25 protein-coding genes and 1 tRNA gene are annotated in these 23,115 nt (G+C 66.2%); 10 read left to right on the top strand and 16 right to left on the bottom strand.

Annotated features, from left to right (window positions below; genetic code table 11):
- The first annotated feature begins 610 nt into the window (after positions 1 to 610).
- On the top strand, positions 611 to 1,015 hold the full coding sequence (locus JOE48_RS26875) for a hypothetical protein (RefSeq protein ID WP_210034370.1): 405 nt from the start codon (positions 611 to 613) through the stop codon (positions 1,013 to 1,015).
- A gap of 184 nt (positions 1,016 to 1,199) precedes the next feature.
- Here the strand turns inward: JOE48_RS26875 and JOE48_RS26880 are convergent, their stop codons facing one another.
- Entirely contained in the window at positions 1,200 to 2,237 is a 1,038-nt protein-coding gene (locus JOE48_RS26880) for a DUF1796 family putative cysteine peptidase (protein WP_210034371.1), read from the bottom strand.
- Between the two features lie 278 nt (positions 2,238 to 2,515).
- Positions 2,516 to 2,818, bottom strand: a complete 303-nt coding sequence (locus JOE48_RS26885; protein ID WP_210034372.1) for a hypothetical protein — start codon at positions 2,816 to 2,818, stop codon at positions 2,516 to 2,518.
- Between the two features lie 460 nt (positions 2,819 to 3,278).
- Between JOE48_RS26885 and JOE48_RS26890 the strand changes: the two genes are divergently transcribed.
- Positions 3,279 to 3,533 (top strand): DUF6894 family protein, encoded by a 255-nt coding sequence (locus tag JOE48_RS26890; RefSeq protein WP_210034374.1) that lies wholly within the window; start codon positions 3,279 to 3,281, stop codon positions 3,531 to 3,533.
- Between the two features lie 325 nt (positions 3,534 to 3,858).
- Here the strand turns inward: JOE48_RS26890 and JOE48_RS26895 are convergent, their stop codons facing one another.
- Together JOE48_RS26895 and JOE48_RS26900 are read right to left on the bottom strand one after the other, a co-directional pair.
- Positions 3,859 to 4,056, bottom strand: coding sequence for a hypothetical protein (locus tag JOE48_RS26895; RefSeq protein ID WP_245252976.1), 198 nt, complete (start codon positions 4,054 to 4,056; stop codon positions 3,859 to 3,861).
- Between the two features lie 101 nt (positions 4,057 to 4,157).
- Positions 4,158 to 4,643, bottom strand: coding sequence for a hypothetical protein (locus JOE48_RS26900; RefSeq protein ID WP_210034376.1), 486 nt, complete (start codon positions 4,641 to 4,643; stop codon positions 4,158 to 4,160).
- Between the two features lie 222 nt (positions 4,644 to 4,865).
- Between JOE48_RS26900 and JOE48_RS26905 the strand changes: the two genes are divergently transcribed.
- From JOE48_RS26905 to JOE48_RS26930, 6 genes are all read left to right on the top strand, one after another.
- A complete protein-coding gene (locus JOE48_RS26905) occupies positions 4,866 to 5,240 on the top strand; it encodes a hypothetical protein (protein ID WP_210034378.1) in 375 nt (124 codons plus the stop codon).
- A gap of 223 nt (positions 5,241 to 5,463) precedes the next feature.
- Positions 5,464 to 5,703, top strand: coding sequence for a 3',5'-cyclic-nucleotide phosphodiesterase (locus tag JOE48_RS26910; RefSeq protein ID WP_210034381.1), 240 nt, complete (start codon positions 5,464 to 5,466; stop codon positions 5,701 to 5,703).
- A 280-nt stretch (positions 5,704 to 5,983) separates the two neighbouring features.
- The gene (locus JOE48_RS26915; RefSeq protein WP_210034382.1) at positions 5,984 to 6,181 is read left to right on the top strand and encodes a hypothetical protein; all 198 of its coding nucleotides are present in this window, start codon (positions 5,984 to 5,986) and stop codon (positions 6,179 to 6,181) included.
- 161 nt (positions 6,182 to 6,342) lie between these two features.
- Positions 6,343 to 6,825 (top strand): hypothetical protein, encoded by a 483-nt coding sequence (locus JOE48_RS26920; protein WP_210034384.1) that lies wholly within the window; start codon positions 6,343 to 6,345, stop codon positions 6,823 to 6,825.
- A gap of 47 nt (positions 6,826 to 6,872) precedes the next feature.
- Complete coding sequence (locus JOE48_RS26925; protein ID WP_210034385.1) at positions 6,873 to 7,673, top strand: hypothetical protein; 801 nt, start codon at positions 6,873 to 6,875, stop codon at positions 7,671 to 7,673.
- 334 nt (positions 7,674 to 8,007) lie between these two features.
- Positions 8,008 to 8,349 (top strand): Arm DNA-binding domain-containing protein, encoded by a 342-nt coding sequence (locus JOE48_RS26930; protein ID WP_210034386.1) that lies wholly within the window; start codon positions 8,008 to 8,010, stop codon positions 8,347 to 8,349.
- A gap of 1,842 nt (positions 8,350 to 10,191) precedes the next feature.
- On the opposite strand, the gene JOE48_RS26935 is transcribed toward JOE48_RS26930, so the two are convergent.
- Complete coding sequence (locus tag JOE48_RS26935) at positions 10,192 to 10,371, bottom strand: hypothetical protein (RefSeq protein ID WP_210034387.1); 180 nt, start codon at positions 10,369 to 10,371, stop codon at positions 10,192 to 10,194.
- 267 nt (positions 10,372 to 10,638) lie between these two features.
- Between JOE48_RS26935 and JOE48_RS26940 the strand changes: the two genes are divergently transcribed.
- Both JOE48_RS26940 and JOE48_RS26945 read left to right on the top strand, forming a co-directional pair.
- Positions 10,639 to 11,142 (top strand): hypothetical protein, encoded by a 504-nt coding sequence (locus JOE48_RS26940; RefSeq protein WP_210034390.1) that lies wholly within the window; start codon positions 10,639 to 10,641, stop codon positions 11,140 to 11,142.
- The gene (locus JOE48_RS26945; RefSeq protein ID WP_210034392.1) at positions 11,060 to 12,367 is read left to right on the top strand and encodes a hypothetical protein; all 1,308 of its coding nucleotides are present in this window, start codon (positions 11,060 to 11,062) and stop codon (positions 12,365 to 12,367) included. Before JOE48_RS26940 ends, JOE48_RS26945 begins: the two co-directional genes overlap by 83 nt.
- Before the next feature lie 263 nt (positions 12,368 to 12,630).
- On the opposite strand, the gene JOE48_RS26950 is transcribed toward JOE48_RS26945, so the two are convergent.
- The 11 genes from JOE48_RS26950 to JOE48_RS27000 all read right to left on the bottom strand — a co-directional run bounded on the left by JOE48_RS26950 (position 12,631) and on the right by JOE48_RS27000 (position 23,088).
- A complete protein-coding gene (locus tag JOE48_RS26950) occupies positions 12,631 to 12,795 on the bottom strand; it encodes a hypothetical protein (RefSeq protein WP_210034394.1) in 165 nt (54 codons plus the stop codon).
- Positions 12,796 to 13,023: 228 nt separating this feature from the next.
- Positions 13,024 to 13,194, bottom strand: coding sequence for a hypothetical protein (locus tag JOE48_RS26955; RefSeq protein ID WP_210034396.1), 171 nt, complete (start codon positions 13,192 to 13,194; stop codon positions 13,024 to 13,026).
- Between the two features lie 474 nt (positions 13,195 to 13,668).
- Positions 13,669 to 13,743 (bottom strand) — tRNA-Thr (locus tag JOE48_RS26960).
- 101 nt (positions 13,744 to 13,844) lie between these two features.
- Entirely contained in the window at positions 13,845 to 14,276 is a 432-nt protein-coding gene (locus JOE48_RS26965; protein WP_210036085.1) for an NUDIX hydrolase, read from the bottom strand.
- A gap of 217 nt (positions 14,277 to 14,493) precedes the next feature.
- Positions 14,494 to 16,053: a heme biosynthesis protein HemY gene (locus JOE48_RS26970; protein WP_210034397.1), complete on the bottom strand. Its 1,560-nt coding sequence runs from the start codon at positions 16,051 to 16,053 to the stop codon at positions 14,494 to 14,496.
- Positions 16,054 to 16,178: 125 nt separating this feature from the next.
- A complete protein-coding gene (locus JOE48_RS26975; RefSeq protein WP_210034399.1) occupies positions 16,179 to 18,380 on the bottom strand; it encodes a translation initiation factor 2 in 2,202 nt (733 codons plus the stop codon).
- Positions 18,381 to 18,485: 105 nt separating this feature from the next.
- On the bottom strand, positions 18,486 to 19,193 hold the full coding sequence (locus tag JOE48_RS26980) for a uroporphyrinogen-III synthase (protein WP_210034404.1): 708 nt from the start codon (positions 19,191 to 19,193) through the stop codon (positions 18,486 to 18,488).
- Between the two features lie 3 nt (positions 19,194 to 19,196).
- Positions 19,197 to 20,072, bottom strand: a complete 876-nt coding sequence (locus JOE48_RS26985; protein WP_210034405.1) for an aldose 1-epimerase family protein — start codon at positions 20,070 to 20,072, stop codon at positions 19,197 to 19,199.
- A gap of 111 nt (positions 20,073 to 20,183) precedes the next feature.
- Positions 20,184 to 21,935, bottom strand: a complete 1,752-nt coding sequence (locus JOE48_RS26990; RefSeq protein WP_210034406.1) for an ABC transporter ATP-binding protein — start codon at positions 21,933 to 21,935, stop codon at positions 20,184 to 20,186.
- A 79-nt stretch (positions 21,936 to 22,014) separates the two neighbouring features.
- Positions 22,015 to 22,401: a hypothetical protein gene (locus JOE48_RS26995; RefSeq protein WP_245252978.1), complete on the bottom strand. Its 387-nt coding sequence runs from the start codon at positions 22,399 to 22,401 to the stop codon at positions 22,015 to 22,017.
- Between the two features lie 21 nt (positions 22,402 to 22,422).
- Entirely contained in the window at positions 22,423 to 23,088 is a 666-nt protein-coding gene (locus tag JOE48_RS27000; protein WP_210034413.1) for a DNA-binding protein, read from the bottom strand.
- Between the last annotated feature and the right edge of the window lie 27 nt (positions 23,089 to 23,115).

Here is a 23,115-nt window from a genome sequence, read left to right on the forward strand (position 1 = left end):
AGGTCTCGACCGGGTTCGGCAGGAGGCTGTCGGCTTTTCCGGCCGCTGCTCGCAGAAGCGGACCAGCGGCTTCCCGCCACAAGCTGATTGTCACATCGCCAGCTCGGGGCCCGACGATCACCGCCCGCACGCCGCACCATAGTGGCGGGCTTCCCGCACCGACTGAAGCGTCGCGCGCCGGATCATCCATTCATCGCGCCGCCCCCTCGGTACCAGAAGCCCCTGCAGCGACAGTCGCGGCGATAACGTCTTTGCCTTCCATTGCGGCGAGACGGCGTTCTAGGTTTTCGATCTCGTCTCTGGCCTCGTCAGGCGAAACACCTTCAAGATTCCGCTTGTAATCGGCAACTGTCGTGTCGAGCAGATCGTTTCGTGACTTTAGCGACCCAATCTGACTTTGTATTTCCAGTTGAGTGCGACACGGATCGCGCCAGCGACGATAGCGACAACGATAAAGAACGCTGCCGGGGCGGTCCTCACGACCTGCCAGTTGGCTGAGAAAATAGCACCCGCGTCCATAGGGCGATCCTGCACAGCCAAGCGCTTGTCATCCCTTGCCCCGCGCCGCTCTGTCGACTTGCGGCGCTTCCGTCTGACCGGTGAAATTCTCATGACCCGCACGCTTCTCGCGGCGCTGGCGCTCTCCAGTCATGCCTGGGCGGTCGACAGCGACGGCACGCACCCCGACGACCGGATCACCCCGGGCGCGATCCGCACCACCGGCAGGGCCGAGATCTGCGGCCACATGACCGACGCGTTCCGGGACATGTCGGTGACGACGAAGATCGCCGCCCGGCTCGCCTATGGCCCGATGAGCCCGAAAGCCGGCGGGTGCGCCGCCGCGGACGGCTGCGAGATCGATCACCGCGTGCTGGTCGACAGCACGAACCACCGCAAACCGCCCGGCTCCGGCCGAGGCGGTTTTTTCCTGCCCGTTTACTCCTCGGCCTCAGCCAGATCGGCGCCGGTGATCACGCCACCGTTCCCGCCAGCCTCTTCGTTCTTTCGGTCCTGAATGGCCTGAAGCGTCTCAGACGGCATCTGGGCAGCCTTCCGAGCCGCGTCTTCAGTCGCGTACAACCCTGGCAGCCATACGCCCTGATCGGACACCAAGAAGCCGTTGTCGACCGGATAGACCTTGACCATCTCCAGTCTCTAAGCCCCGCCGCGCGGGGCCTTTTGACGAGGTGCAAGGTGGGTCATTCGCTCACCTTCAGGACCTTGCGCGACTCGGCGAGCAATACCTCATGCTGCACAGATAGGGGTCCGTTGTTCGGAACAAGGGAGCCGGCTTCTGCAATCAGCTTTCGGAATTTCTGCCGGTTCAATCCCCGCCAACCCTGACTGGCGATCATGGCCGAGAGAACAGACTGCACCGCCCTGGTGCGAGCGTTCGCCTCTGCCAATGCGATCTGGCAATCTGAGAGTGAGTCGAGCGCTCGCCTCTCAGCTGCTTGCGCAATAGCAACCCTATGGCGCGTCGCGTCTTCGCCAGACGTGTCAGTCTCGTTCCGCGCGTTGGCGAGCATCCTGTGATAATCTGTCTCAGGAATACGACACCTCTTCTCAATAATATTCGCGATCGCCGTGTAGTCGTCCAAGCTCCCAAAATTTAATCCGTTACACGGAGATGTGTAAGCAAACTGTCCTACTTCTAAATTCCCATCCATGGCTACTGGACGGTATGTAGGCTGTTTATCGTCGGAACTGTAAACATCCACGCATAAAAGGGAATGTGGATGTAAAAGCTTAGCAATTGCCTCGTATGTCGATAATTTATCAAGACCGGGTCTGGCGTAGTAGTGCTGAAACATCACAAAGAGGACTTTTTCAGGACCACGCAGTGCCGAGCGAAACCGGTCAACACATCGGCAGAAATATTTGTAGTCATCGTCATTGCGATCCGGGTCGTGATGGTTGAATATATATTTTATGCCAAAATTATCCCTGTAGAATATGTTATCGGACAGGTAGTGATCGGGTTCAGGTCGTAGATCTTCTGGAACAGTTTTCAGATTTTTTCGATCAAGAAACTCTCGAAAATCGTCCGCAATTGCATGTTCGACCATCTCAGGAGAGGAAAAAATCCAGTCGAATGGCATCGACGACTTCTTGAAGCCCATCTGCTTGAGCGTCTGACTCGTCAGACACAGAGTACCCAATCCGATGACAGGCATGATGTTGCTATCAGTCATTCTCTTCTCTGAGCTGTCGATTTCCGCGACGGGATCCGACACCAAGGCGTGGCTCCGCTCTAGAACGCCGGCTTTTACACCTCGATCGTCTGGAGCGGGAGCCTCAAAGCAGACGGGTTGATTATCGAGAAGGCGAGACCCTTATCGTCATCGTCGAAGCCTCCCAAAGCGATCACGAAGCGAACCGGTCCGAGGCTGAACAGGTGTCGCGCATCACCGCAGACGCTGATAAGATCGGACGCTCCTCCGCCCCCTGATCAGATCGGGCCGGGACTGACCGGGCGTCACGCCTGCCAGCTTCGCCGAAGGGGACCTTCTCGTCAGCGCTGCACTGCCTCGATATCGTCCTCATAGATCGAGTCCGGCTGGCAGGCGTGCCACTCCTTCTTCTCGTCGGTCTGCCCCTTGCGCCCCCAGCAGTAAGCGGCCTGGGCCAAGCGGCCGCTGAGCCGATCGCGGAGGCGGCACTGCTCACGGATGATGGCGGGATCCCCGGAGCCCTCACAGGCCTGAGAGGCTTTCAGCTCCGCGGTCAGCAGCTCCGGAACAGTCGGCAGCTGCTGCTGCGCGCTGGCCCCACCGGGAGTGACGACGAGTGCGAAGGCGGCGAGGGCTGTGCGCATGTGGGCAGGATAGCGGAGTCCCGACATCCGACAACGGGACCGCTTCGGAGATGCCGCCGCCCGAACTGGCCCGCCGCTTGCGGCCGACGAACCATTCCTCCCGGGAACTCACTCAGCCCCGCCGGCACCGCCGCGCGGGGCTTTTCTTCGGCCATGATCCGGCTAAAAGCCCGCCCGGATCCAAGCCCATCCCCCTCCGGCATGGATCTGGGAGAGCCCGCCCGGCCCAGCGCCGCGGCGGCCTCTTTTGTGGCGATGATACCGTTCGCACCCACGACGCGATGAGCCTCTGTCGATGACACAAGCTTGATCGCGCAGCCGAAGGGTCGCAGCCCTTTTCTAACCTGGATGACAGCGCACCCTGCTTCGCTGTGGCAAGCTGCTGGCAATCGTGCGCTCCGGTCTAGGCAAGTGCGCGAGCGAGGGCATCGCCCCCGCCTTTCACCGGCGGGAGAGCCTTGTGCCGCGCTACCACTTCAACGTCTATGACGGTGTGACCTTGCTCGACAAAAAGGGTGTCGAATTACCCGACACCATGTTCGCACGCCGTGAGGCTATTCGGTATGCGGGGGTTCTTCTCGAGGAAGGCGCAAGGCTAGAGAGCCTCGGTCAGGAATGGCGGATGGAAGTCACGGACGGGACCGAACTGATACTGTTCAGGCTCGACTTCTTTGTGACCCCGTCGGCCGCAGTCACCTCGCTCGAAAAGCCATAGTGGGCATCCGTCAGCTTTCGACGCCTTGAACCTTGCGATCTGCTTCAACGCGGTATCGAAGTCGGCTTCATCCCGATGGCGCCAGCCTCGGAAGCAACACGTGACAGATTTGCTGGTGCGGGCCCCTTCGTCTCCACGGCGCGGCGAGCCTGGATTGGCAACGAAGCATTAACCGTACGGCGATAGGTTCCGATGAGCGACCAGCCGGGCGGTTGAGCGTCGGCAGATCAGCACCGTTCCGGTATACCGGTGCGGCCTCGCCGTAGCAGTCGCATAAAGCCCGCCCGGTCCGCCGGCGCGGGCTTTTTCGCGCGCTGGTCCGAGGTCAGTTCCGAACCTGCGGCCGGTCGCCGATGAAGGCTGCCATGCCCGCCGCCTCAACCATCGCGATGAATGCTGCGCGCGCCTCCTCCTCCGGCGCGAATGTGTCCTGCCACCGGGTGCAGCCGCCGAGGAGGTGGACCGCGTCCAGGCGCCAGAGGTCCAGCGTCCCGGCAAACCGATCGATCTCGACGTCGACCATGTGGCCGTCGAGCATGAACGCCCCGACAGCCGGGCGTGCTCGAACGCGCGATCCTCGCCGTCCAGTCCTGCAGCCTCATAGTGTCTCAGTTTGATATCGGGCTACCGCGTGATCGGAGGCCGTTGAAGGTTTGGCGCCCGTGCCTGCGTATCGCTATAACTCGTCGGTTTTTCAATTTTTACCGAACCGTTTAAAATTTTCGCATCATGGGCGCGAACTATATCTATATATTCCGACATTTCTTTGGACGGATTTTCGCCCGCCGCGATTTTAAGACATAGTATATCAAGTTCATCTCTCGTAATTCTGTTTGCCTTCCATTTGCGCTCAAATCCACCAAAAACACCAACAGCCGACGAAACGGACCCTGACAAAGCAATGGCCGGTATGAAGTCGGCCAGTTTTATGCCAAGAAGCATCGTATCTTTGCCCGCAATGGCCGCTACTACAACGCCCGTTATAGTTGAGATGCCAAACGCCAAGTGAAACGCCGTGCTCCATAGCCTGCATCCAATATCGGCCTGCCTGCGACGTATAGAAATCTCGTTCGCAAGCTGTTCTTTGGTCATGGCCACCTCGATGAACATGCCTATTGAAGTCTACAATTTTTTTGTACGGCCCACGTCAGCCGGGGATGGTCGCAGCAGCCTCAACCAGCGCGGCGATGTAGTTCATGCTCCATACCCGGCCCCTGATCGCTGCCGCAATCACACTGCAAGATCGGACGCTCCCCCGCCCCGTGAGCAGATCGGGGCGGGGCCGGGCCGACGATTAGCGGGTCGGCAACCATTCGGCCGTACCCCGCCGGCATGTCCAACTTCCCACCCGCCGTTGCCTCCTGGCGCGACCAGATCGAGCGCCTGTCCGAGCACGCATCGCCGTGCCGCCATCTCCTGTCGGCGAAGTGGGCGGCGATGCGGACGAACGCGTTGGCCTTCCTCGATCAGCACGGCGCCGAGGCGCAACGGCTCGGCTGGACGGCGCCGCAATTGTTCGGCGTTCACCCGGAGCATGGCTTCCTGCGCGTGGAATATGCCGGCGCGCTGATGGTGAACGGCAACCCTGTGGTCGCGGTCGAGAACGAGCGGATCGTGTTTGAGCGGTTCTCCGGCTACCGGAACAAGCAGGGCCAGACTTGGGGACCTCCTGTCTGGGAGTACGCGGCCAAGGGTATGGGTCGGTGAAGCGCTTGGTTTAGATCAGGATCGGCAGCCGGGATCGCTGGTCGGCTTCAGGGTGCTGGCGACAGCTTTGGCGGCCTTCGGGCCAACCGGGTTGGTGCCATGACCTCCCGCCCTGAGTTTGTCCCTGCGAGCGGGGCCGGGACCCGAATTTGGGAGCGGAAGGGATAAAACAGGCTCCAGCTACGTTAGCGCGTGAACGAACCGCTCGAGTTAAGGACCCAAAATGCGCAGCCTCATCGTCGCCGTCGGTCTGATTGTTATCGCCGCCCCTGCCTCGGCACAGGCGCTAAATCGTGGCAATCAGGAACTGCAGACCAATTGTGCGGGTGACGCCATCGCGTTCTGTTCCGGCATCGATCCGAACAGCCCGCAGATGGACGCCTGCTTCAAGAAGAACATGAGCCAGATGTCCGCAAACTGTCGTCGTGCCATTGATGCTTACAAGGCTGGCGGCGGCAAGTAACGAGCGGCTTGCGTGTAAGCCCGACATTACTACCCGGCCGGCCCATGATCAGATCGGGCGGCGGGGCGGGTTCTCTATCAGGTAAGCGCCTGGGCTGGGGCATCCCGCCCTGGGCGTTCGCGGCCGGGGGGCGCTGCTGATTCCGGCTGTGACCAGCGGGGATTTCGGGGGTAACTCCGGTCTTAGCCGACACAGGATGTTGCGCCGGCCAAACCATTAACACGCCGAGCCTTTTCGCGGTGCATCATCCCGGTATGTCGAATTACATACCGAGCCAGCCATGCACTTCGAGATCCGCTCCACCGGACGACACCTCTGGACCTGGGTGCTGCTCGACGCCACCCAGATGACGGTGCTGGAATCCGACCGAACGTTTCCGTCCGAGACGCAGGCCTCCGCCGCCGCCTTGGCCTTCTCGAAGCTCGTCACCCGGGCCGGTCGCTCGTTGACCGCCGGCCCAGCGGGCGGACTGATCTGAGGCCCGTCTGCCAGGGCGGCGCAAGCGCCTGCCGGACTTCACGTATTCCGACGTCATCCACACCGCTCCACCGCCATCGCGGCCGCCCACGCGGCTGTAGGTTGAAGCGCGACGCCGCCTCGGGTCTGTTCCGTATTCGTTCGCGAACGGGGGGCACCAGAATGGGGCGTCTGGGCGATGCAAAGCCTGGCCGTGTCTATGTCGATTGCGCCTCCTGCAAGCGCTCGGGACGCTACACCGTCGCCAGCCTGATCGGTCGCTACGGAGCCGACATCTCGACGTTGGACCTGCTGCGCCACCTCACGGCCTCCTGCCGCTACCAGCGCCGCCCCGGGGGCCCGCCCGCGCGGAAATACGCGCACCTCTGCCTCGCCGCGATCACGCTGCCGCCGCCCGCTAAGAAGATCCCGCCTGTGCCACCGGGCGTCCCCTACACGATCGAGGTCTGGCGCCAGACCGGCGGCAACATCGAGCTGCACCTCGCGACGATCTACCCGCTGACCGTGGCGCTCGCCGCATTCGAGGTTGCCTGCAGGGACTGGCCGACGCACGAGGTTACGTTGCGGGATCGTGCTCGAATCGTGCGGAGGCGGGAACGGCCGCCGCAGAGCGCCACCGCGTGCGGTCTCGGCGGGTCTCGCTGACGGCGAGCCCGTCGGCCTTCGGGCGCAGCCGTGCGCGGGTCGCGTGCATGGCGCGGTCCCGGCCGGGCAGCCCGGCGCGCTCGGCGATCTCGCTTGCGGTGGACGGCTCGGGCGTGAGCGCCGCCAGGACGCGCGGGCGGATGTCTTGGCGCGGCCGGGCGCCGCGAGGCGAGGGCGCCGTCGGCATCGCCGCCGAGCTACGCCACCGTCTCAATCATCCGAGTTCGCGCCGCGACGAGGCGCTCCGCGTCCGTGTGCACCGGCATGTCGGCGGCGACCCGTTCGACGATCGGAAGCGTGGTAGCTTCGTCCAGGCCGAGCCCGCAAGCGAAGCCGTACAGCCACCGCATCATGGGATCGCAGTGCGCGCGTGCGTGGCGTCCGGATCGTCGCGCATTCCCAAGCCCTCAGAGCGAGAAGCTTTAACCTGTCCGGTGCGCCAGACGGTTGCGCAGGTCCACGAGGTCGTCGGCGTCTGCAACGTCGAGGCCAGTCTACGGCACGCCTTCGACCCGGGCGGGCTCACCCGTGCGCACAGTGTAGACCGTCCAGCCCTCGTCATCCGGGCGCATGTCGTATCTCTCGGCGTTGCTGTTCGCGGGATCGGGCATCCCTCCGGGCAACTGCAGCTTGGTCGCGGCCGACTCCATCAGGCCGAGCCGCACGCCCAACGCCATCAGATCACCGTCGGTCAGCGTCTCACCGTCGACAAGCCAAGCATCGAACTCTACGCCCCGCGGCTCGACCGTGTGGCCGCGCAGCCTGAGCGCTTCAAGGGCTTAAAGAACCGGATCGCGGCCTTCGCTCATAAGGCGCGGCTACAGCGGGCAGGGGAGGGGCGTCTATGAGCGCGGACGCAACGAGCATGATTGGGCCAGAATGAACCCAATCACAGGTTCGCCGAAGCGCGCGAAGTTCGCGTGAACCTCCGAGCACTTCCTAAATTTCCAGCTATGTCGTTGGAATGTATGGTGCTGCGAGAGAGGATTGAACTCTCGACCTCTTCATTATCAAACCTCTGCCATGGGCTAACAGCCCCTAACAGATCAGGTGATTGAGGACGGGAGAAACCACAAGCAGCACTGTCACTTGGCGCCACTGTGAGCCATTGGTAATTACACTGGGTAACAGGCCATAACGGCCGGAATGCGTTACCCAGGTGATACCCAGGGCTCACGACAGATGACCGCGAAGGTGCTGACCGTGCAAGCCGTCGAACGTCTGAAGCCGGACCCGCTCGTCCGGCGCGAGATCCCTGATGCCGGGATGCCATCACTCTACCTGATCGTGCATCCGACCGGTCGCAAGGGCTGGTGCGTGCGCTACCGGTTCGGCGGGCGTCCGCGGAAGATGATGCTTGGACCGTACCCGGCGCTCGACCTGCCGGCGGCGCGCGATCGGGCCCGCGAGGCCGTGCGCACGCTGGCTCTGGGCCGCGATCCCGGTGCCGAAAAGATCGAGGCAGCGAAGGCCACAGCGGCTTTTCAGAAATCCGCAGGCCCCCTGCGAATGTTCGCGTTTTGAACGCCCGGACTTTCGCAGAATTCGCAAGTTTCGCACGGGGCACCCGGAAAACCGCAAATCGGGGGCTGCTCCAATGACCCCGGCCGAACGCGACCGCTTCGAGAAGTGCCTCGCCCTGGCCAAGGGCGGCGGCACCGCCGGAGAACGCGCAGCAGGCCTAGCCGCGGCCGAGCGTGTTGCTGCCTCCGCCGGCCTGACTCTGGTAGACGCCAATGCGGCCGTCGGACGCTCTCGGCCAGCACCGCCAAAAATGGATTGGCCGCACGCACCACCCCACGCGGCACGTCGGACCCCGTCTAGGGCGAAACCGAAGCGGCCCGTGAAGCCGCCAACCCTGGATGAGGTGCTTCGGCAGAGGGCTGAAGCTGATGCGGAAAGGCGTCGGGCAACCGCAGCGGCAGATCGCAAGCTGATGAAGGAACTCGAAGAGCAGGCAGCCTATGAGGCGCAGCAGCGTGAACTGCAGGCTGAACCTGACCGAGAGTGGGCACGGGCGCGGGAAGCGCAGTCCTGGTGCGCTTAAACGATCAAGCCACGAGGCTGCATACGCCTCATGACTACCACTGACGCCCACTCGCTCGGCTATCTGGGTAATCTTTGCAGAAGGGCTTCAAGTTGAGACGTGATTTTCTGTTGATGCCGCACCAAGACACGATCTCGTCTACGATCATCGCGCAAGGATTATCGACGTGGCATGGCGGATGAGTTGCTTCAGAAATAGATTTGCACTGCGCAACGATCATTGATGCCTTTGCGCGTCCAGCTGTCGCAAGACACGATCCATCCCTTGCAAGCGCGGCACCAGAGACTGCAATTAATGCGCCAAACAGGGCGACGGTCTTCATCACAATTCCTCCGTCCAGATAAATTGACGACCGATCATATTCAGTGGTAAGCGATTATATATCGCCTGCCAACAATGATAGATCTTTTTAAGATGCTTTTATTATTGTTATTTCTGGGTATCACGCCCGCCAATGCTGTTCCTCGCGAGCCATCATGCCTTAAAGCAACAAATGCCGAGAATACATCTCGACTTGTCGCGCAATGCAAAGCAATTTCGGAACCGAACCGGCCTTCATCAGCTTGCAGTTCGCAAAAATCTTGCACGGTCATCATCCGCGAGATCATAAGGCTCTGCAACAATCACCCCAGCGGCCGTTCCTACGTGAAGGATTTCTGCAAAGATTATCCCGCAGATATGGGGCTGCCCGAGGATTGATACGCCCTTTTGCTGCGCTCATTGAGAACCGCGCATGAACTCGGAGCGCAACGCAAATCCGGGATCGCACGCGTTGCACGGGCTGACCCAGACATATGGCGTCCCTGTCGCGGCACCGAGCAGAACCATGATTGCTCCGCGATCATACGATCGGAGCAATCTCGCACCCGATTTGGGTGCATTGTAAACACGCACCGTCGATCCCGTCGTATATAATTTACCACCACCTCTTCTATCAACTTTGTACTTCGTTTTTGGTGGATCGAATGACGGTCTATCGTTCGCTTCATCGTATGCCGCAAAAGTGGCGGCTGGCAGAACAAGCCAAATCACCAACGCTAAGAATGCCGTTAGCCGCATCATCACTTTTCAACTCCATTCAATTGGAGAGCGTCTGGTAGGCTATTGCTTCGATGATGTTCACAAAGAGCACATGTCAGTTGTGATTATTGTCAAGGACGCGAGATGACAGGTCCATGGTGCGACATATTGTCAGCAATTTAGCAGGCCGAAGATAACGTGACACAACAATACATAACTTAGGACAAAAAAGCGCATTGACTGTTCGCCTCCCCATTTGCGGCAAGGGCTTTCTGAATTGGCATGAAAGAACCAAGGTATTAGCTACGCAGTGATTGAGGCGCAGCCACATCATGACCAATACTCTTCGTCGAGATGCTTTGCTCCGGCTGAAGGTCGAAACCGACCTCGCCCAAGCGGTGGAAGCCACGGCCCGCCAGCGCGGCCAGACCATGTCTGAGTTCACGCGCCTGAGCCTGCGCGCTCATCTCGCCCGTCATGGTGTCCGGCTCGGCCCGGATGATGGCCCGCGCACCCCGCCGGCTGCTCCCGCTCTCGCTCGCGCGGCTTGAGGGAGACCGGCATGAACCTCCCCGTCGCCAACATCCGCCACGACCGCCACGTCGCCCCCCTTCGCCAGCCTCGGCCGCAGTCGTCCCAACCTGCAGGCGGTCCCACAGATTGGTCCGCGGACCTCGACGCAGATCCACGCCGAGCGTGATGCCGCCCAAGCCGAACGCGAGGCTCTGGAAGCCAGCCGTCCGGACGTGCTTCTGAACGGCACCGCCGACGACGTGGCCAACCTCGACCACCGTGTCGCCCTCACCAAGATCCGGCTCGACCAGCTGGATGTTCAGCACGCCGCTGCAGTGCTTGCCGAGGCTGAGGCTAAAGCTGCTCACGAGGTCGAACAGAAGCGCCGCCGGGATCTGCACCGCAAGGCCATGAAGGCTTCAGCCGAGGTCGAGAAGCTGGCTGCCGAGTACGTCACCGAGGCGCAGCGCCTTGTGCCGCTGTTGGAGCGGATCCGGGAGCGGGCAGCGCTGATCGAGGCTGCCAACTACGCCTTGCCCAACGGTGTCGAGCCGGTTCCGACCGGCGAGCCCCCCTGCCGCTGGGAGGGCCGGCCCGATCAGCCGCACGCCTCAATCGCTGGCCGCGATCGGCATTACCGGTCTCGGCGCGGGCGTGGCCGTGGCCGTGGCCGGCGTCGTCTCGGCGCTCAATTCGCTCGGCAGCAATCTGTCTACTCTAGGGGTGCTGGGCCGTGAAACCGGCATGGCGGCAGACCAACTCAGAGTTTTTCAAAGCGTTGCTAGCAAGTTTGGTGTTTCCGGAGATGCCTCTTCGGCTGCAGCGAAGACCTTCTCACAGAACATGCGCGACATCCGCCGCGGCGTCGGCGAAACGATGGGCTTCCTGCAGTCGCAGAACCAGATCGTAGCGCAGTTCGCGATCAAGCTGAAGGGCACGACAAACAACGACGAAGCCCTCAAGATGGCTGAGGAGTTTCTGGAGCAAATCCCGAATGCGGTGGATCGCAGGCGGTTCGCTGAGAAGCTATTCGGCAACATGGACCTGGGGCGGCTTGGTGATAAACATCTCGGCTCTATCCGGGACCTGAACGCCAAGACGGCTGAAAAGCTAGGTTCCCTTGATCCGAAAACTGTTGAGAGCGCCGAGAGGTACGAAAGAGCGCTGGATAGCCTCCGCTCCTCAATGCAGAAAGTCGGCACGGCTATTGCCACGGAGCTTATGGCGCCGGCAGAGCAGTTTGCGACGTGGGTTGATGATATCGCCTCTGGCAAGCGGAAGGATCTGATTGAGAGCCTGCGTCAGGCAATGCGCGACATCGGCGCGGAGCTGGGCAAAATCGACTGGGTGACCGCCGGTAAGAGCGCTGAGCAAGGCCTGAAGGACGCGGGTGAGGTAGTCAAGTCGCTGGCTAAAGGCGTGAAAGAAGTAGCTGAAGCTATTCGTTACATGCGAGAAGGCGAAGCCGCGCGGGTCGGACGCAGCCTTGATGGGGCCTCCGGCCCGCTACCCCGCAAGCTTGCTCCTCGGGTTGGCGATGATGGAATTGCGGCCAAGGAAGAGATTGAGGTCTTTCGCAAGCAGATCAAAGACCCATCCTTTTATGATTTTGAGAGTGGGACATCCGTCAATTTGTCTTCGCAGAATGGAGAGCGTCAAAAGCAGCTGGAGACGGCAGAAGCACGCCTGAAGGCTCTGCAAAATCGCATCCCCGAGCAACGCCAGAAGGATTTCGAGTCCAGCGAGAAGCTGCGCCGCTCGATTGACGGCCTGTCGGAGCAGCTGAAGCAGCAGCAGAACGGCAAGGATGCGACCGCGCAGAAATCGAGCCTGGACGCTGACGAGCTGTTCGGTGGCGCCCGGATCCAGGCCGCCTCGCTCGGCGCGGCTAGGATCTACGGTGGTCAGGCTGAAGCTCTGGCAGCTCGGGCGGAACTGCCGTCGCTGGCAGCAATGCGGTGAGACGTTGACGAAAACTTTTCGCCGACGTCGGCGCCAAGTTGGCGGTCACGTTTCTCGTCAAGTTGGCGACTTACAGGAGTGGTCAAGTTGGCCACTCCACGGGCTGCAGGCGCAAAGTTTGCGTCTGCAGCCCGCGCAAGCGCAAACTTTGCGGTCGCGTTCGATCAAGCGGCCAAGTTGGCCACATGAACCGTGTCGCCAAGTTGGCGACTTGGTCGGCCGAGTCTCGTCGGCTTGGTGAGGGCCAGCTCAAAGCTGAGGCGTCAGTCCAACGCTGCCATCAACGTAGGTTCGGCGCTTTGCTCCACCTGATAGGACATCGCGATGTTCGCTCCGTGGCTGATGAGCTGAGCCTGGCCGAGCAGCATCATCAGAGCGAACAAGCCCCAGATTGCGACGAATTTAATTGGAGGGCCGTCGTTGATCATTTTCGTCGCTCCTCTGTGGCGAGCAGAGAAAACTGTAATCTCGGAAGCGCAACCGAGCCTCCCCCAAACAGGGTAGACGCAGTGGAAGCCTGGATCTTCGCGGCTGGTATATTGAATGTCCCAGAGCGAAAACTGTGTAGTCTGCGAGATTATCAAATTTCCGTGAAACGGCCGCCTGCGCTTTTCCGGAAATCCCTCACGAACACCGCTCGGGTATCCTCCGCGGACCTACCCCTTCGCGACACACACCGTGACTGCGGTAGCGCCCGCTAAGGGGCGGCCGGTGTCGGCAATCGCCTTCGCTGCCGCTTGGCATGCTTCCTTGGTGGTGAACTCGACGGATCCAACCGACGCGCCTGATCCGGATCCGGCCAGCATGATGATGAGCACGTAGACCAACGCAGCCTCCTCGGTTCGAGGTTGTCACCTAGCCAAAGAACGCTGCTCGCGCATCCGGTGTGGGCGGCAGGTCGCGCGGTGGAGCTACGCAATCCAGCCGAGCACCGCCACCAAGTGATCAGCTTGGGCTCGGGTCAGGCCAGAAGCGATAGCGGCGCCGTTGCGACAGACCGCATAGGTCCCGTCAGCGGACAGGCGGATTTTGATGGAGGCCATGGAGCAAATTCCGCGACTGTATCGCGGCTGATGTCGAAGGCTCAGGACGAGCGGGCAGGGATGTGGTCCCGTCTTCGAAGGAATGAAATGCGGCGGACAGCCTCAGCGTCGGGGTAGTCCGCTCAGTTCTGAGCAAAACCTGACGAACGCCGCTCACGCATCCGGTGCGAGTGGCAGATCACGATAGCGTGAAGGTCTCTGTTACCCAACACGTTACCCAGAAGCTTTTTGGAGAGCCCGAAAACCGAGCTAAGTGACTGGTGCTGCGAGAGAGGATTGAACTCTCGACCTCTTCATTACCAATGAAGTGCTCTACCACTGAGCTACCGCAGCAGGTGACCGAGGCGCCCCGCGAGGGGCGTGTCCGTCCGGCCGAGTGGGGCCATAACGGATCGCCGACGGGTTGGCAACGCCGTGTTGCGCATCCGCGCGCTTTACGTGCGGCACGCAGCCCGGATGATGGCGGCGAGCCCCGGCTCTGACACGGCCTCGGCCGCCTCCGCGGGCGTGAACCAGCGCAGCTCCCGCTGATGCTCCTCGGGAAAATGCTTGAGCTGCTTGCGCACCTTGAGCGGGAACACCTTCACCTGGCACAGGACCGCGTCGAGGTTCTTCAGCCGCTTCTGATAGAGGTAGTGGCCGATCGGCCGCTTGCCGACCGCGCCGCGCAGGCCCGCTTCCTCGTAGGCTTCGCGGGCGGCGGCCTGGAACGGCTTGCGGCCCTTCATGGGCCAGCCCTTCGGGATGACCCAGCGGCGGCTCTCCCGCGAGGTCACGAGCAGGATCTTGGGCTTCCCGTCCCGCCCAAGCCGGAACGGCAGGGCGCCGACCTGCCGCCGGGGCTCGTTGTCGTCGTCGAGGACCATCACGACCAGGGCACGCAGCGCGGATTCCGCGCCGAATCCGACCGGGGCGGGGACGTGTCCGGGGCGGGTACGGTGCGGCAGATGATCGGGCCCTCGGTCGGTGACGCTACGCACAAGCTACACGGTACAGGGGGTCCGGCAACTCATAGTGGCAAAACCGACGCCACGAACCTCTGTTCGCGCGTCGCGGCAGCACCCCGCGCGCCGGACAGGCCGGTCACCCGGTCCTGCGCACGGCGCTTTCAGGCCCGGCGGCCGGCAACGCGACCGCCGCCATGCCGGCCGAAACGGGGTCGGGTCCGTCAGCCTTGTCCCCGCTTGCCGGGGCCGGCATGAGGGTCGGCAGCGGGCCTGCCGCCTTCGATCCGGACGCATCCTGGCCCGTCACGCCCGCGCGCGGCAGGATCGGGCCGTCACTGGGAGTGGCCGGCGCCAGGACAGGCGCGGCGGGCTTGGATTCCGGCTCCGGCTCCACGGCGGGCGCGGCAACCAGGGTGTTCGGCGGCTCGCGCCACGCGAAAGCGTCGAGACGTCCGGTGGCCGGCGAGACGGGGGCCCAGGTGTCGGAGGCGACGCCATCGGCAATCCAGACGGGATCGCGCGGCGCCCGGGCAGCGCGGGCGAGCCACTCGCGGGCCTGGCCGGAGGCGGCGCCGTGCTCGGCCTCCTCGATGGCCGCCATCATCAGGCAGGCGCGCACGGTCGGTCGATCGGCAAGAAGCGGCTTCGCGGCCTCCCGGGCGCGACCGTAATCCCGCGCGTCGAGGGCGGCCTGCGCGACGGCGAGCCGCGCCTCCGGATCCCAGGAGGACAGCTTGGCCAGGGTCTCGGCCCGGGCGAGGCGGTCGCGGACCGAATCGCCGGACCGGAGGCCGAGATAGACCTTTGCGAGATCGGGATGCGGGTTGGCCTTCCAGGCCGCCTCGACGATGCGGGCGGCCTTCTTAAGGTCGCCCCGGCGGGCGAGGAGCCGGCCGGCGATGCAGGCGGCCGGAACGAGGTCGGGTGCGAGCTTGACGGCCTGCAGCACGCGCTCGGCGGCCAGTTCCGGCTCGCCGGCCTCGCGCTCGCCCGCGACGGCCGTGAGGAGGACGGCCCTCTGACGGCGGGCACTCGCCTTGTCGATCAGGCCCAGGGAGGAGCGCCGCTCGATGGTCTCCAGAGCCGCGGCCCAATCGCCGTCCGCGCTCTGCGCCTCGAGCAGCGCCTCGTTGGCCCAGGTGACGCTCGGGGCGAGGCGCGCGGCCTCCGTGGCGTAGGCGCGGGCGGCGATCTCGTCCTCCCGGCGCCTTGCCTCGACGAACAGCCCGCGCAGGCCCAGCACCCGCGTCTCCGGATCGTCGACCATGCGCTGGAAGGCGCTCTCGGCGGCATCCCGATCACCGGAGATCTGCGCGGCCTGTGCCTTGAGCAGCAGGGTCAGCGGCTCGGTGCCGAGGAGTCGCTCGGCATCGCCCGCGTAGCGGCGCGCCGCCAGGGGATCGCCCGAGCCGACCGCCACCATGCCGCGTGAGAGGGCCGAGAGGCCCTTGGCCCGGCGCCGCTCCGCGGAGCCCCGGACCAGGGACTCGGGCAGGCCGATCACGCCGCGCACGATCGCCCAGAGCAGGCCGAGGACGAGCGCGGCCGCGATCACGCCGACGAGGGCGACCGCCAGGCTGGTACCAATCTGGTAGCCGTTCCAGACGACGGTGACGGTACCGGGCCTGTCGGCGATCCAGACCGCGCCGAAGGCGGCGAGTGCGAGCAGGGCCAGGAAGGCGAGGGCGCGCCACATGGGGTCAAAGTCTCCTCTCGACGGCCGCCTGGCGGCCGCCGCTGGGTGCGGGAGAGGCGGGGCACCTGCGCGCCCGCCCGGAGAGAGTGCAGCCGCGCTTTGCGCGGTTCGGGACCGTCACGATCCTATCGCCCCGGTGCCGCGGCGGGCGTGGCCGGAGCCGCCGCGTTGCCGGTCGGCAGGGCCTTGAAGGCGGTATCCAGCAGCGTCCGCGCGGCCGTCTCGGCGGCCGCCCGCGCCTTCAGCTTGGCGCCGAAATCGCCCGCCTCGTCCTGCGCCGCAGCCGGCAGGGCCGCGAACGCCGCGTCGGCCGCCGGCAGATCCCCACGGTCGAGGGCGGCCTGAACCTTGGCTTCCGGATCGTCGGAAGCCTCGGGGGCCGGCGCGTCGACCTTGCGCACCTGCACGATGCCGTCGGCCATGCTCAGGAGCTTGGAGCGGAAATCGCCGGTCTCGGCCGCGCTCCTGGCCCGCTGCGCCCGGCTCTTGGCGGCGATCCGCTCGGCGATCGGGCGGAAGCCGTCGGCGAGCTGGCCGGCCGTGGGGGCGCCCGAGGCCGCGAAGGGCGCGAGCGCCTTCGCCTGCGCCTCGGTCGCCGGATCGAGCTTGCGCAGGGTGGCCAGCGGCTCGGCATAGGGCATCCCGGATTCCAGGGCGGATACCACGCGATCGGCCGCGACCACCCGCAGCGCGGCCTGGACGGTCCCGACCTCGGCGCGCTGGGCGACGCTCTTGTCGAGCGCGGCGATCTGATCGGCCTGCTCCTGCAGACGCCGGTCGATCGCCTTCGCGGCCTCGGCGACCTGGGCCTGTCCGGCCTCGGCGGCCGTGCGGCTCGCCTGTGTAGCGGCCTGAACCGATTCGGTGGCGGCCTTCACCCGCGCGTCGAGATTCTGCTGGAGCGCGTCGAGCCGCTGACCGAGGGCGGCGTCGGCTTCGGCATTCGCCTTCGTCTTCTGCTCCACCTCGCTCTGCAGTGCGGCGACCTTCTTGGACGCGTCTTCCGCCGCCGTCTTGTTCGCGCCGTTCTCCTCCAGGGCTTTCAGGCGCGCATCGAGGTCGGCGACCTGTTTGGTGGTGTCCTGGAGCGCGTTGAGCTTGGTCCCCGCCGGCTGGTCGCGGCCCGGCTCCTGGCCGGGCTCCTCCTGAAGCGCGGCCACGCGCTGGTCCAGGCTGTCGAGGCGCGCCACGAGATCGGCCGGCACGGACGACGCCGGGCCTGACACTTGACCAGCCGCTTGCCCGTCCGTGGTAGCCGCGGCCGGAGCCGGGGCACCGGACGCCTTGTCGAGCGCCTGCTTGGCGGTCGACTCGGCGGAGGCGACCCGATTGTCGAGGGCCGCCAGGGCGTCTCGCGGCGCAAGCCCGTCGAGGCGCTTGTCGAGGGAGGCGAGCTGGCTGGACAACCTCTGGTCGAGGGCGTTCAAGCGCGGATCAGGCCCGATTCCGGCCTTCTCGGCCCCGAACAGAAGGCCCGCCCCGATCACGCCGCCGAGCAGTCCCGCGGCGGCGATCGACCCGAACCCGGCCCGGGCGCGGGTCGCGGGTGGGGTTACCGGCGGGGTCGTGGCCTTCGGCGCAACGGCGGGAATCGGTCCCTTCGGCGGCTCTCCGGCCGCATCCTTCACGCCGTCCTTCGGCGGCTCCTTGCCGGTGGACGTCGCGTCAGGGACGCGCTTGGCCTTCAGGTCGATGATCGGCCCGGCCGTCACGGCACTCGCGGCCGCAGCGGCCCCGGCCGCAGGTCCACCCGGCCGGCTGCCGGGCTGCGGGCCGGAACCGGGCTGGCCAGCCTTCGGCGGCTCGGCCTTGATGGCATCCGGCTTCGCGGCGTCGGGCTTGATCGGATCGGGCTTCGCGCCGGTCGCGGCCTTCGCGGCCTCCGAAGCCCCGGAGGCCGGGCTGCCGCCCATGGCAGGGTCGATCTTGCCCGGATCGGCCTTGATGGGATCAATCTTGCCCGGCTCCACCTTGATGGCGTCGGGCTTCATGGCCGTAGGCTGAGCGCCGGTGCTGAACGCCGGCTTCGGCGCGTCCGCGATGACGGTCCCGGAACCCGGCTTGCCGGTCTCGGGCTTCGCCTCGGCCGTGCCGGGCTTGGCGGCCACCACCGGCTCGGTCGCCGGCTTGGGCGGCGTGCCGGCAGCTGGATTCGGCTTGGCGCCCTCGGACGGCGCGGGTGTCACCGGCTTCCCGCCGGCGGCCGGCGCGGCCGCGGAGCGGTTGTCGGTCACGGACGGATTGGCCTGACCGGGCTTCGCGGCCGCGGTGTCCGGCTTCCGGCCGCCGGGGCCGGGCTTGTCGGCGTCGCTGGGCGGTGGCGTCACGGGCAAGTCCTCCAACTCTACGGCGTCGCCGCGCCCCCCTAGCACCGCGGCAGCCTCCGGCGCGAGGGCGAGATACGGCGGCCTGGCCTCCCTGTCACCGCACGGTCATGTGCGGCTTGGCGTAAGGGCGTCGAGCAAGTCCGATTCACGCGGGCGCGCCGCAACGAAATGGACCGGGACGCCAATCGCTTCCAGAGGGGCGGCGACGTCAACCGACAGGCAGTAATGCTTCAGGGCGCGGAAAGCTCCGCCGTGACCTGCAGCATCCGCCAACGCGAGGGCGACGGCGGCGCTGCGCCGCGAATAGTGGAGGGCGGCGTCGAGCCCGCCGCCGGCGAGAGCGCCGTCGACCGCGTCGGGCAGGGCGGGCAGGGCCTCGGCGGCGTAGGCCACGACGGTCGCGATCCGGAATCCGGCCGCGATCAGCGTCGCCGCCGGCTCGCGCTTGCGCTCGGCGCCGGCCCTGTGGAGCAGGCGCGCGCCCGGCGGCAGCAGGCTGGCCGCGAGTGCGGCGAGCCCGGCAGCGTCGCCCGGCCCCGCGCGGACCGGTCCGAGCCCGGCCTCCGCGGCGAGCGCGGCCGTCCGCGCCCCGACCGCGAAGACCGGCAGACCCCGCAGGGACCCGGCCTCCCGCGGCTCTGGCACCGCGTTGGCGCTGGTCAGGAGCAGCCCGTCGAACGGGCCGTCGGGCGGGGCGGCACCGGTCGGTCGCACCACCAGCACCGGGGCCACAAGCGGCACGTGGCCGCGCGCCGCCAGTGCCGCGCCGGTCCGCGTCGCACCCGGCTCGGGCCGCGCCACCCAGATGTGCAACGGTCAGCCTTCCAGCGTCAGGCGGACGCCGTGGCGCGCCTCGGAATCCGGGGCGAGCAGGCGCTGCGCGTCGCGCTCCGAGAGGTCCCCGGAAAAGTCGGCCCAGTCAGCGTAGCCCGTCCAGCATTCCAGCGACAGGAACGGCGCCGTCGGCTTGGTCCAGACCGCGAGATGCGGGAAGTCCGCCATCTCCATGCGGATCGCCTTGCCGGGCCCGATGAAGCGCATCCGGCGGCTGCGGGCGTTCCGGATCACGAAGGCCTCGGTGAAGATCGCCGGGTCGAGGGGCAAGGTATCGCCCGTGAGCGGGATCGGCTGCTCGTCGCGCAGCAACAGGCCGCCGGGGCCGACCTGCGGGGCGAAGGGGCGCTCCGCCTGCTCGAATTCCACCGCGTAGCCGCCGTCGCGGGCGCGGGTGCCCCCGGCGAAGGGCCACGGAAAGGCCGGATGGAAGCCGAGCGCGTAGGGCAGGGGCCCGGCGCCGGGATTGCCGACGGTCACGTCGAGGTCGAGGCCGCCCGGCCGCACCCGGGCAGCGACGTCGAGGCGGAAGGCGAACGGGTAGTGCGCCCGGGTCTCCGGACCGTCGGTCAGGCGCAGGGTCACCGCATCGGCACTCTGCGCGATGACACGGAAAGGAAGGTCGCGGGCGAAGCCGTGCTGGCCCATCGGGTAGCGCGCGGTGCCGACCGTCACGTGCCCGCCGGCCGAGGCGCCGACCACCGGGAACAGCCAGGGGGCGTGGCGGTTCCAGTGCTCCGGGTCGCCGCTCCAGAGATACTCGGTCCCGCCGACCCGCCAGGAGACCGGCTCGGCGCCGTGGGTCGAGAGCGCGGCCGTGGTGCCATCCGGGGCGGTCAGGTCGATGCGCGTGCTCACAGGAATCTCCCGCTGATCCTCGGAGAGCCGAGGTAACGGATGCGGGGCAGGGGGCAAGGGCCGGGCCTCGTTGGGCGGGCCTCATTGGGCCGGGCCTCATTGGGCCGGGCCTCACGCGGCCGTGCCGAGCCCCGGCAGCACCGCCTCGGGCGGCCCGGAGGCGACGAGCCGTCCGGCCTCCAGCACGTGGACCGCGTCGGCACCCTCCAGGGTCGAGAGGCGGTGGGCGATCAGGATCAGGGTGCGCCGGCCGGACAGCGCCCGCAGCGCCCGCATCACGGCGCCTTGCGTCTCGTCGTCAAGGGCGGACGTCGCCTCGTCGAACACGATCACGTCCGGGTCGTGGTAGAGCGCCCGGGCGATGCCGATGCGCTGGCGCTGGCCACCGGACAGCCGCGCGCCTCGCTCCCCGACCCGCTCCCCGTAGCCCTGCGGCAGGGACGCGACGAAATCGTGCGCGCCAGCGAGACGCGCCGCTCGCTCGACCGCGTCGAGGTCCGGCGCGTCGAGCCCGAGGGCGATGTTCTCCGCCACCGTGCCATCCACCAGGAACACCTCCTGCGGCACGTAGCCGATCCGGTTCTGCCAGGCCGGCAGGGTGGCAGGATCGAGGGCGACGCCGTCCACGGTGATCCGCCCCGCGGTGGGGCTCAGCACCCCGAGGAGCAGGCCGGCAAGCGTCGTCTTGCCCGAGCCGGTGCGGCCCGCGAGCCCGACCGTGGTGTTGACCGGGATCGTCAGCTCGATGCCGGCAAGCGCCGGCCGGCCGGTGCCGTAATCGAAGCCGATGCCTTCGAGCCGGATCGCCGTCGTGAACGGCAGCCGCTCCGCGGTGCGGGGCGGAGACGCCCGCTCATCGGCGAGCTCGTCGACGATCACCCGCACCGCCGGCAGGGTGAAGCGCATCAGCGCCACCGAGGTGAAGATGTTCTGGAAGGCCGGGAGCATCCGGTAGCCCGCGAAGGCGAACAGGCCGAGCAGCGGCAGGATCCCCGCGACGTCCAGGCCCTGCGCCAGCGCGAACAGCACCACCACGATCACCCCGCCGAAGGCCAGCGCCTCGATGACGAAGCGCGGCATCTGGCCGGTGAGCTGGCTTGCCGCCGTGGCGAGGGCGTAAGCCCGCGCCGGGACGTCGAACCGGCCCGCGAAGGCCTCCGCGCGCCCGTAGAGCTTCAGCTCGGTGAGCGCCCCGAAGGTCTCCTGGACGATGCGGAAGCGCGCCTCATTGTCGGCCACCGTGCGGGCGCCGAGCCGCGCGAGGCGGGCCCGCATCACCATGTAGATCCCGACATAGAGGCCGCCGAAGCCGCCTCCGAGGATCAGCGCGAGCTGCGGCGCATAGGCCAGCAGGAAGGCAATCACCGCCAGTGCCGAACTCGCCCGCGAGGCCAGCACGGTGGCGGGCGTCAGGGCGCCGATCACCAGCCGGTCGGTCTCCGACAGCACGTTCTTGGCGAGCTCGGCGCTATTGGCCTGCGCGAAGAACAGCCGCTCCCGGTCGAGGTAGCGGAACAGCAGCCGCCGGCTGAGGCTGTAGCCGGCCAGATGGGTGAAGCGAAGCTGCGCGTAGGTCAGACCCGCATTGACCAGGGCCGTGACCAGAATCGCCGCCAACGCCGCACCGCCGGTCACCAGCAGGAAGCTGCGCTCGTCGGCGAGCCCGAGGAACGCCCGGGTTTGGGCGAGGTAGGGGATGCGGGTCACCGCCGACGGGTCGCCGACCAGCGTCAGGAACGGGATCACCGCGGCGACCCCCACCACCTCCAGAAGGGCCGCCGCGGCCAGGCCGACGGCGATCAGGGCGAGGCGCCGCCGGTCGGGGGCCCGCAGGGCGCGGACGAGGTCGATCAGCGCGCGCATGGCGTCGGACAGGTCGGCGGGGCGGCTCGCATGACGAGCTCGGGCTTAAGCGTGCCGCCCCGGCCTGTCCACGCCGGGCTCAGCCGAGCTTCTTGAGGGTGCCGAGATCGACGTCGCCGTCCTGGCTGGAGAAGGTGAGCGTCTTCGAGGATCCATCCGCCTGCGACACGCCACGGATCCGGTGATCGCCGCTGTCGTAGGTTGTGACCTGGCCGTCGCGCTGGATCAGCAGGCGTTGCTTGTCCGGAAAGACGGCATAGTTCATGCCGTTTTGCGCGCCGCTGGTCGCGGGCTCGCCGAGATCCTTCGGCCACCAGGGCTCCGCGCCCTTCATCGGCTCCATACCCTTCATGGGTTCCATACCCTTCATGGGTTCCATGGGCTTCATCGGTTTCATCGGTTCCATCGCACGCACCTCCTGCCGTCCGGTAGACAGGAGGACGCGGCAGGGCGGGAAGAGTTGCATGCCGGTCCCGCCCGGACGGGCTCACAGCATCGGCTGCTCGCGGATCTGCCCGTCGAAACCGACATGGAGCTGGCGCTCGCGCCCGTCACGGTCCTTGGCGGCCATCTCGATGTGGCGCGGGCCGCGGCCGGTGACGCGCAAGTCGCTGTAGCCGGCCGCCTGGACTGCGGCCGTCAGGGCCGGCAGGTCGGGCTTCGGCCCGAGGCCGATACGATCCTTGGCCCAATCGAGGCTGCCGGTCGGCGGGCCACCCGCCGGCCCGAGCACCACCGTGCTTCCGTCCCCGTGGGTGAGGAGGCTGGCGTGCAGGAAGCCCTGCTCGAACCGGCCTTGCACAATCACCGCCTCGCCCTTGGCGACGAGTCCGCCGCCCTCGCCCGCGTGGCCGGTCTCGACCAGCGCCCGGCCGGTGCCGTCCTGGACCACGAACTTGTTGCCGAAAATCTCGGCGACCTCACCCTTGATGGCGGTCGCGCTCGAGGTGGCCAGGGCCTGGATCGCCACCGGCACCACCGGGGTCGGCCGGAAGCTCGTGCCCTGCGCCAGGGACAGGCCCACGGCGCCGAGGACCAGGGGAGCCGCGATCGCACCCACCACCCAGGTCCGCCGGGGAATCGCGGTGCGGCTGCCGCCGGCCGGCTCTCGGATCTCCCGGGCCGTGCCGTCGATCGTCTTGTTGTCGCTCATGATGTGTCGCCTCTGAAGGGTCCGGAC

The organism is Methylobacterium sp. PvR107, from assembly GCF_017833295.1.
Taxonomy (GTDB): Bacteria; Pseudomonadota; Alphaproteobacteria; order Rhizobiales; family Beijerinckiaceae; genus Methylobacterium.

Excerpts from the sequence above, each read along its gene's own strand:
- JOE48_RS26875 (WP_210034370.1), top strand. The coding sequence starts at position 611 with ATGACCCGCACGCTTCTCGCGGCGCTGGCGCTCTCCAGTCATGCCTGG.
- JOE48_RS26885 (WP_210034372.1), bottom strand. The coding sequence starts at position 2,818 with ATGCGCACAGCCCTCGCCGCCTTCGCACTCGTCGTCACTCCCGGTGGG.
- JOE48_RS26895 (WP_245252976.1), bottom strand. The coding sequence starts at position 4,056 with ATGGTCGACGTCGAGATCGATCGGTTTGCCGGGACGCTGGACCTCTGG.
- JOE48_RS26900 (WP_210034376.1), bottom strand. The coding sequence starts at position 4,643 with ATGTTCATCGAGGTGGCCATGACCAAAGAACAGCTTGCGAACGAGATT.
- JOE48_RS26905 (WP_210034378.1), top strand. The coding sequence starts at position 4,866 with ATGTCCAACTTCCCACCCGCCGTTGCCTCCTGGCGCGACCAGATCGAG.
- JOE48_RS26910 (WP_210034381.1), top strand. The coding sequence starts at position 5,464 with ATGCGCAGCCTCATCGTCGCCGTCGGTCTGATTGTTATCGCCGCCCCT.
- JOE48_RS26915 (WP_210034382.1), top strand. The coding sequence starts at position 5,984 with ATGCACTTCGAGATCCGCTCCACCGGACGACACCTCTGGACCTGGGTG.
- JOE48_RS26920 (WP_210034384.1), top strand. The coding sequence starts at position 6,343 with ATGGGGCGTCTGGGCGATGCAAAGCCTGGCCGTGTCTATGTCGATTGC.
- JOE48_RS26925 (WP_210034385.1), top strand. The coding sequence starts at position 6,873 with ATGGCGCGGTCCCGGCCGGGCAGCCCGGCGCGCTCGGCGATCTCGCTT.
- JOE48_RS26930 (WP_210034386.1), top strand. The coding sequence starts at position 8,008 with ATGACCGCGAAGGTGCTGACCGTGCAAGCCGTCGAACGTCTGAAGCCG.
- JOE48_RS26935 (WP_210034387.1), bottom strand. The coding sequence starts at position 10,371 with ATGACGGGCGAGATGAGCGCGCAGGCTCAGGCGCGTGAACTCAGACAT.
- JOE48_RS26950 (WP_210034394.1), bottom strand. The coding sequence starts at position 12,795 with ATGATCAACGACGGCCCTCCAATTAAATTCGTCGCAATCTGGGGCTTG.
- JOE48_RS26965 (WP_210036085.1), bottom strand. The coding sequence starts at position 14,276 with ATGGTCCTCGACGACGACAACGAGCCCCGGCGGCAGGTCGGCGCCCTG.
- JOE48_RS26970 (WP_210034397.1), bottom strand. The coding sequence starts at position 16,053 with ATGTGGCGCGCCCTCGCCTTCCTGGCCCTGCTCGCACTCGCCGCCTTC.
- JOE48_RS26990 (WP_210034406.1), bottom strand. The coding sequence starts at position 21,935 with ATGCGCGCGCTGATCGACCTCGTCCGCGCCCTGCGGGCCCCCGACCGG.
- JOE48_RS26995 (WP_245252978.1), bottom strand. The coding sequence starts at position 22,401 with ATGCAACTCTTCCCGCCCTGCCGCGTCCTCCTGTCTACCGGACGGCAG.
- JOE48_RS27000 (WP_210034413.1), bottom strand. The coding sequence starts at position 23,088 with ATGAGCGACAACAAGACGATCGACGGCACGGCCCGGGAGATCCGAGAG.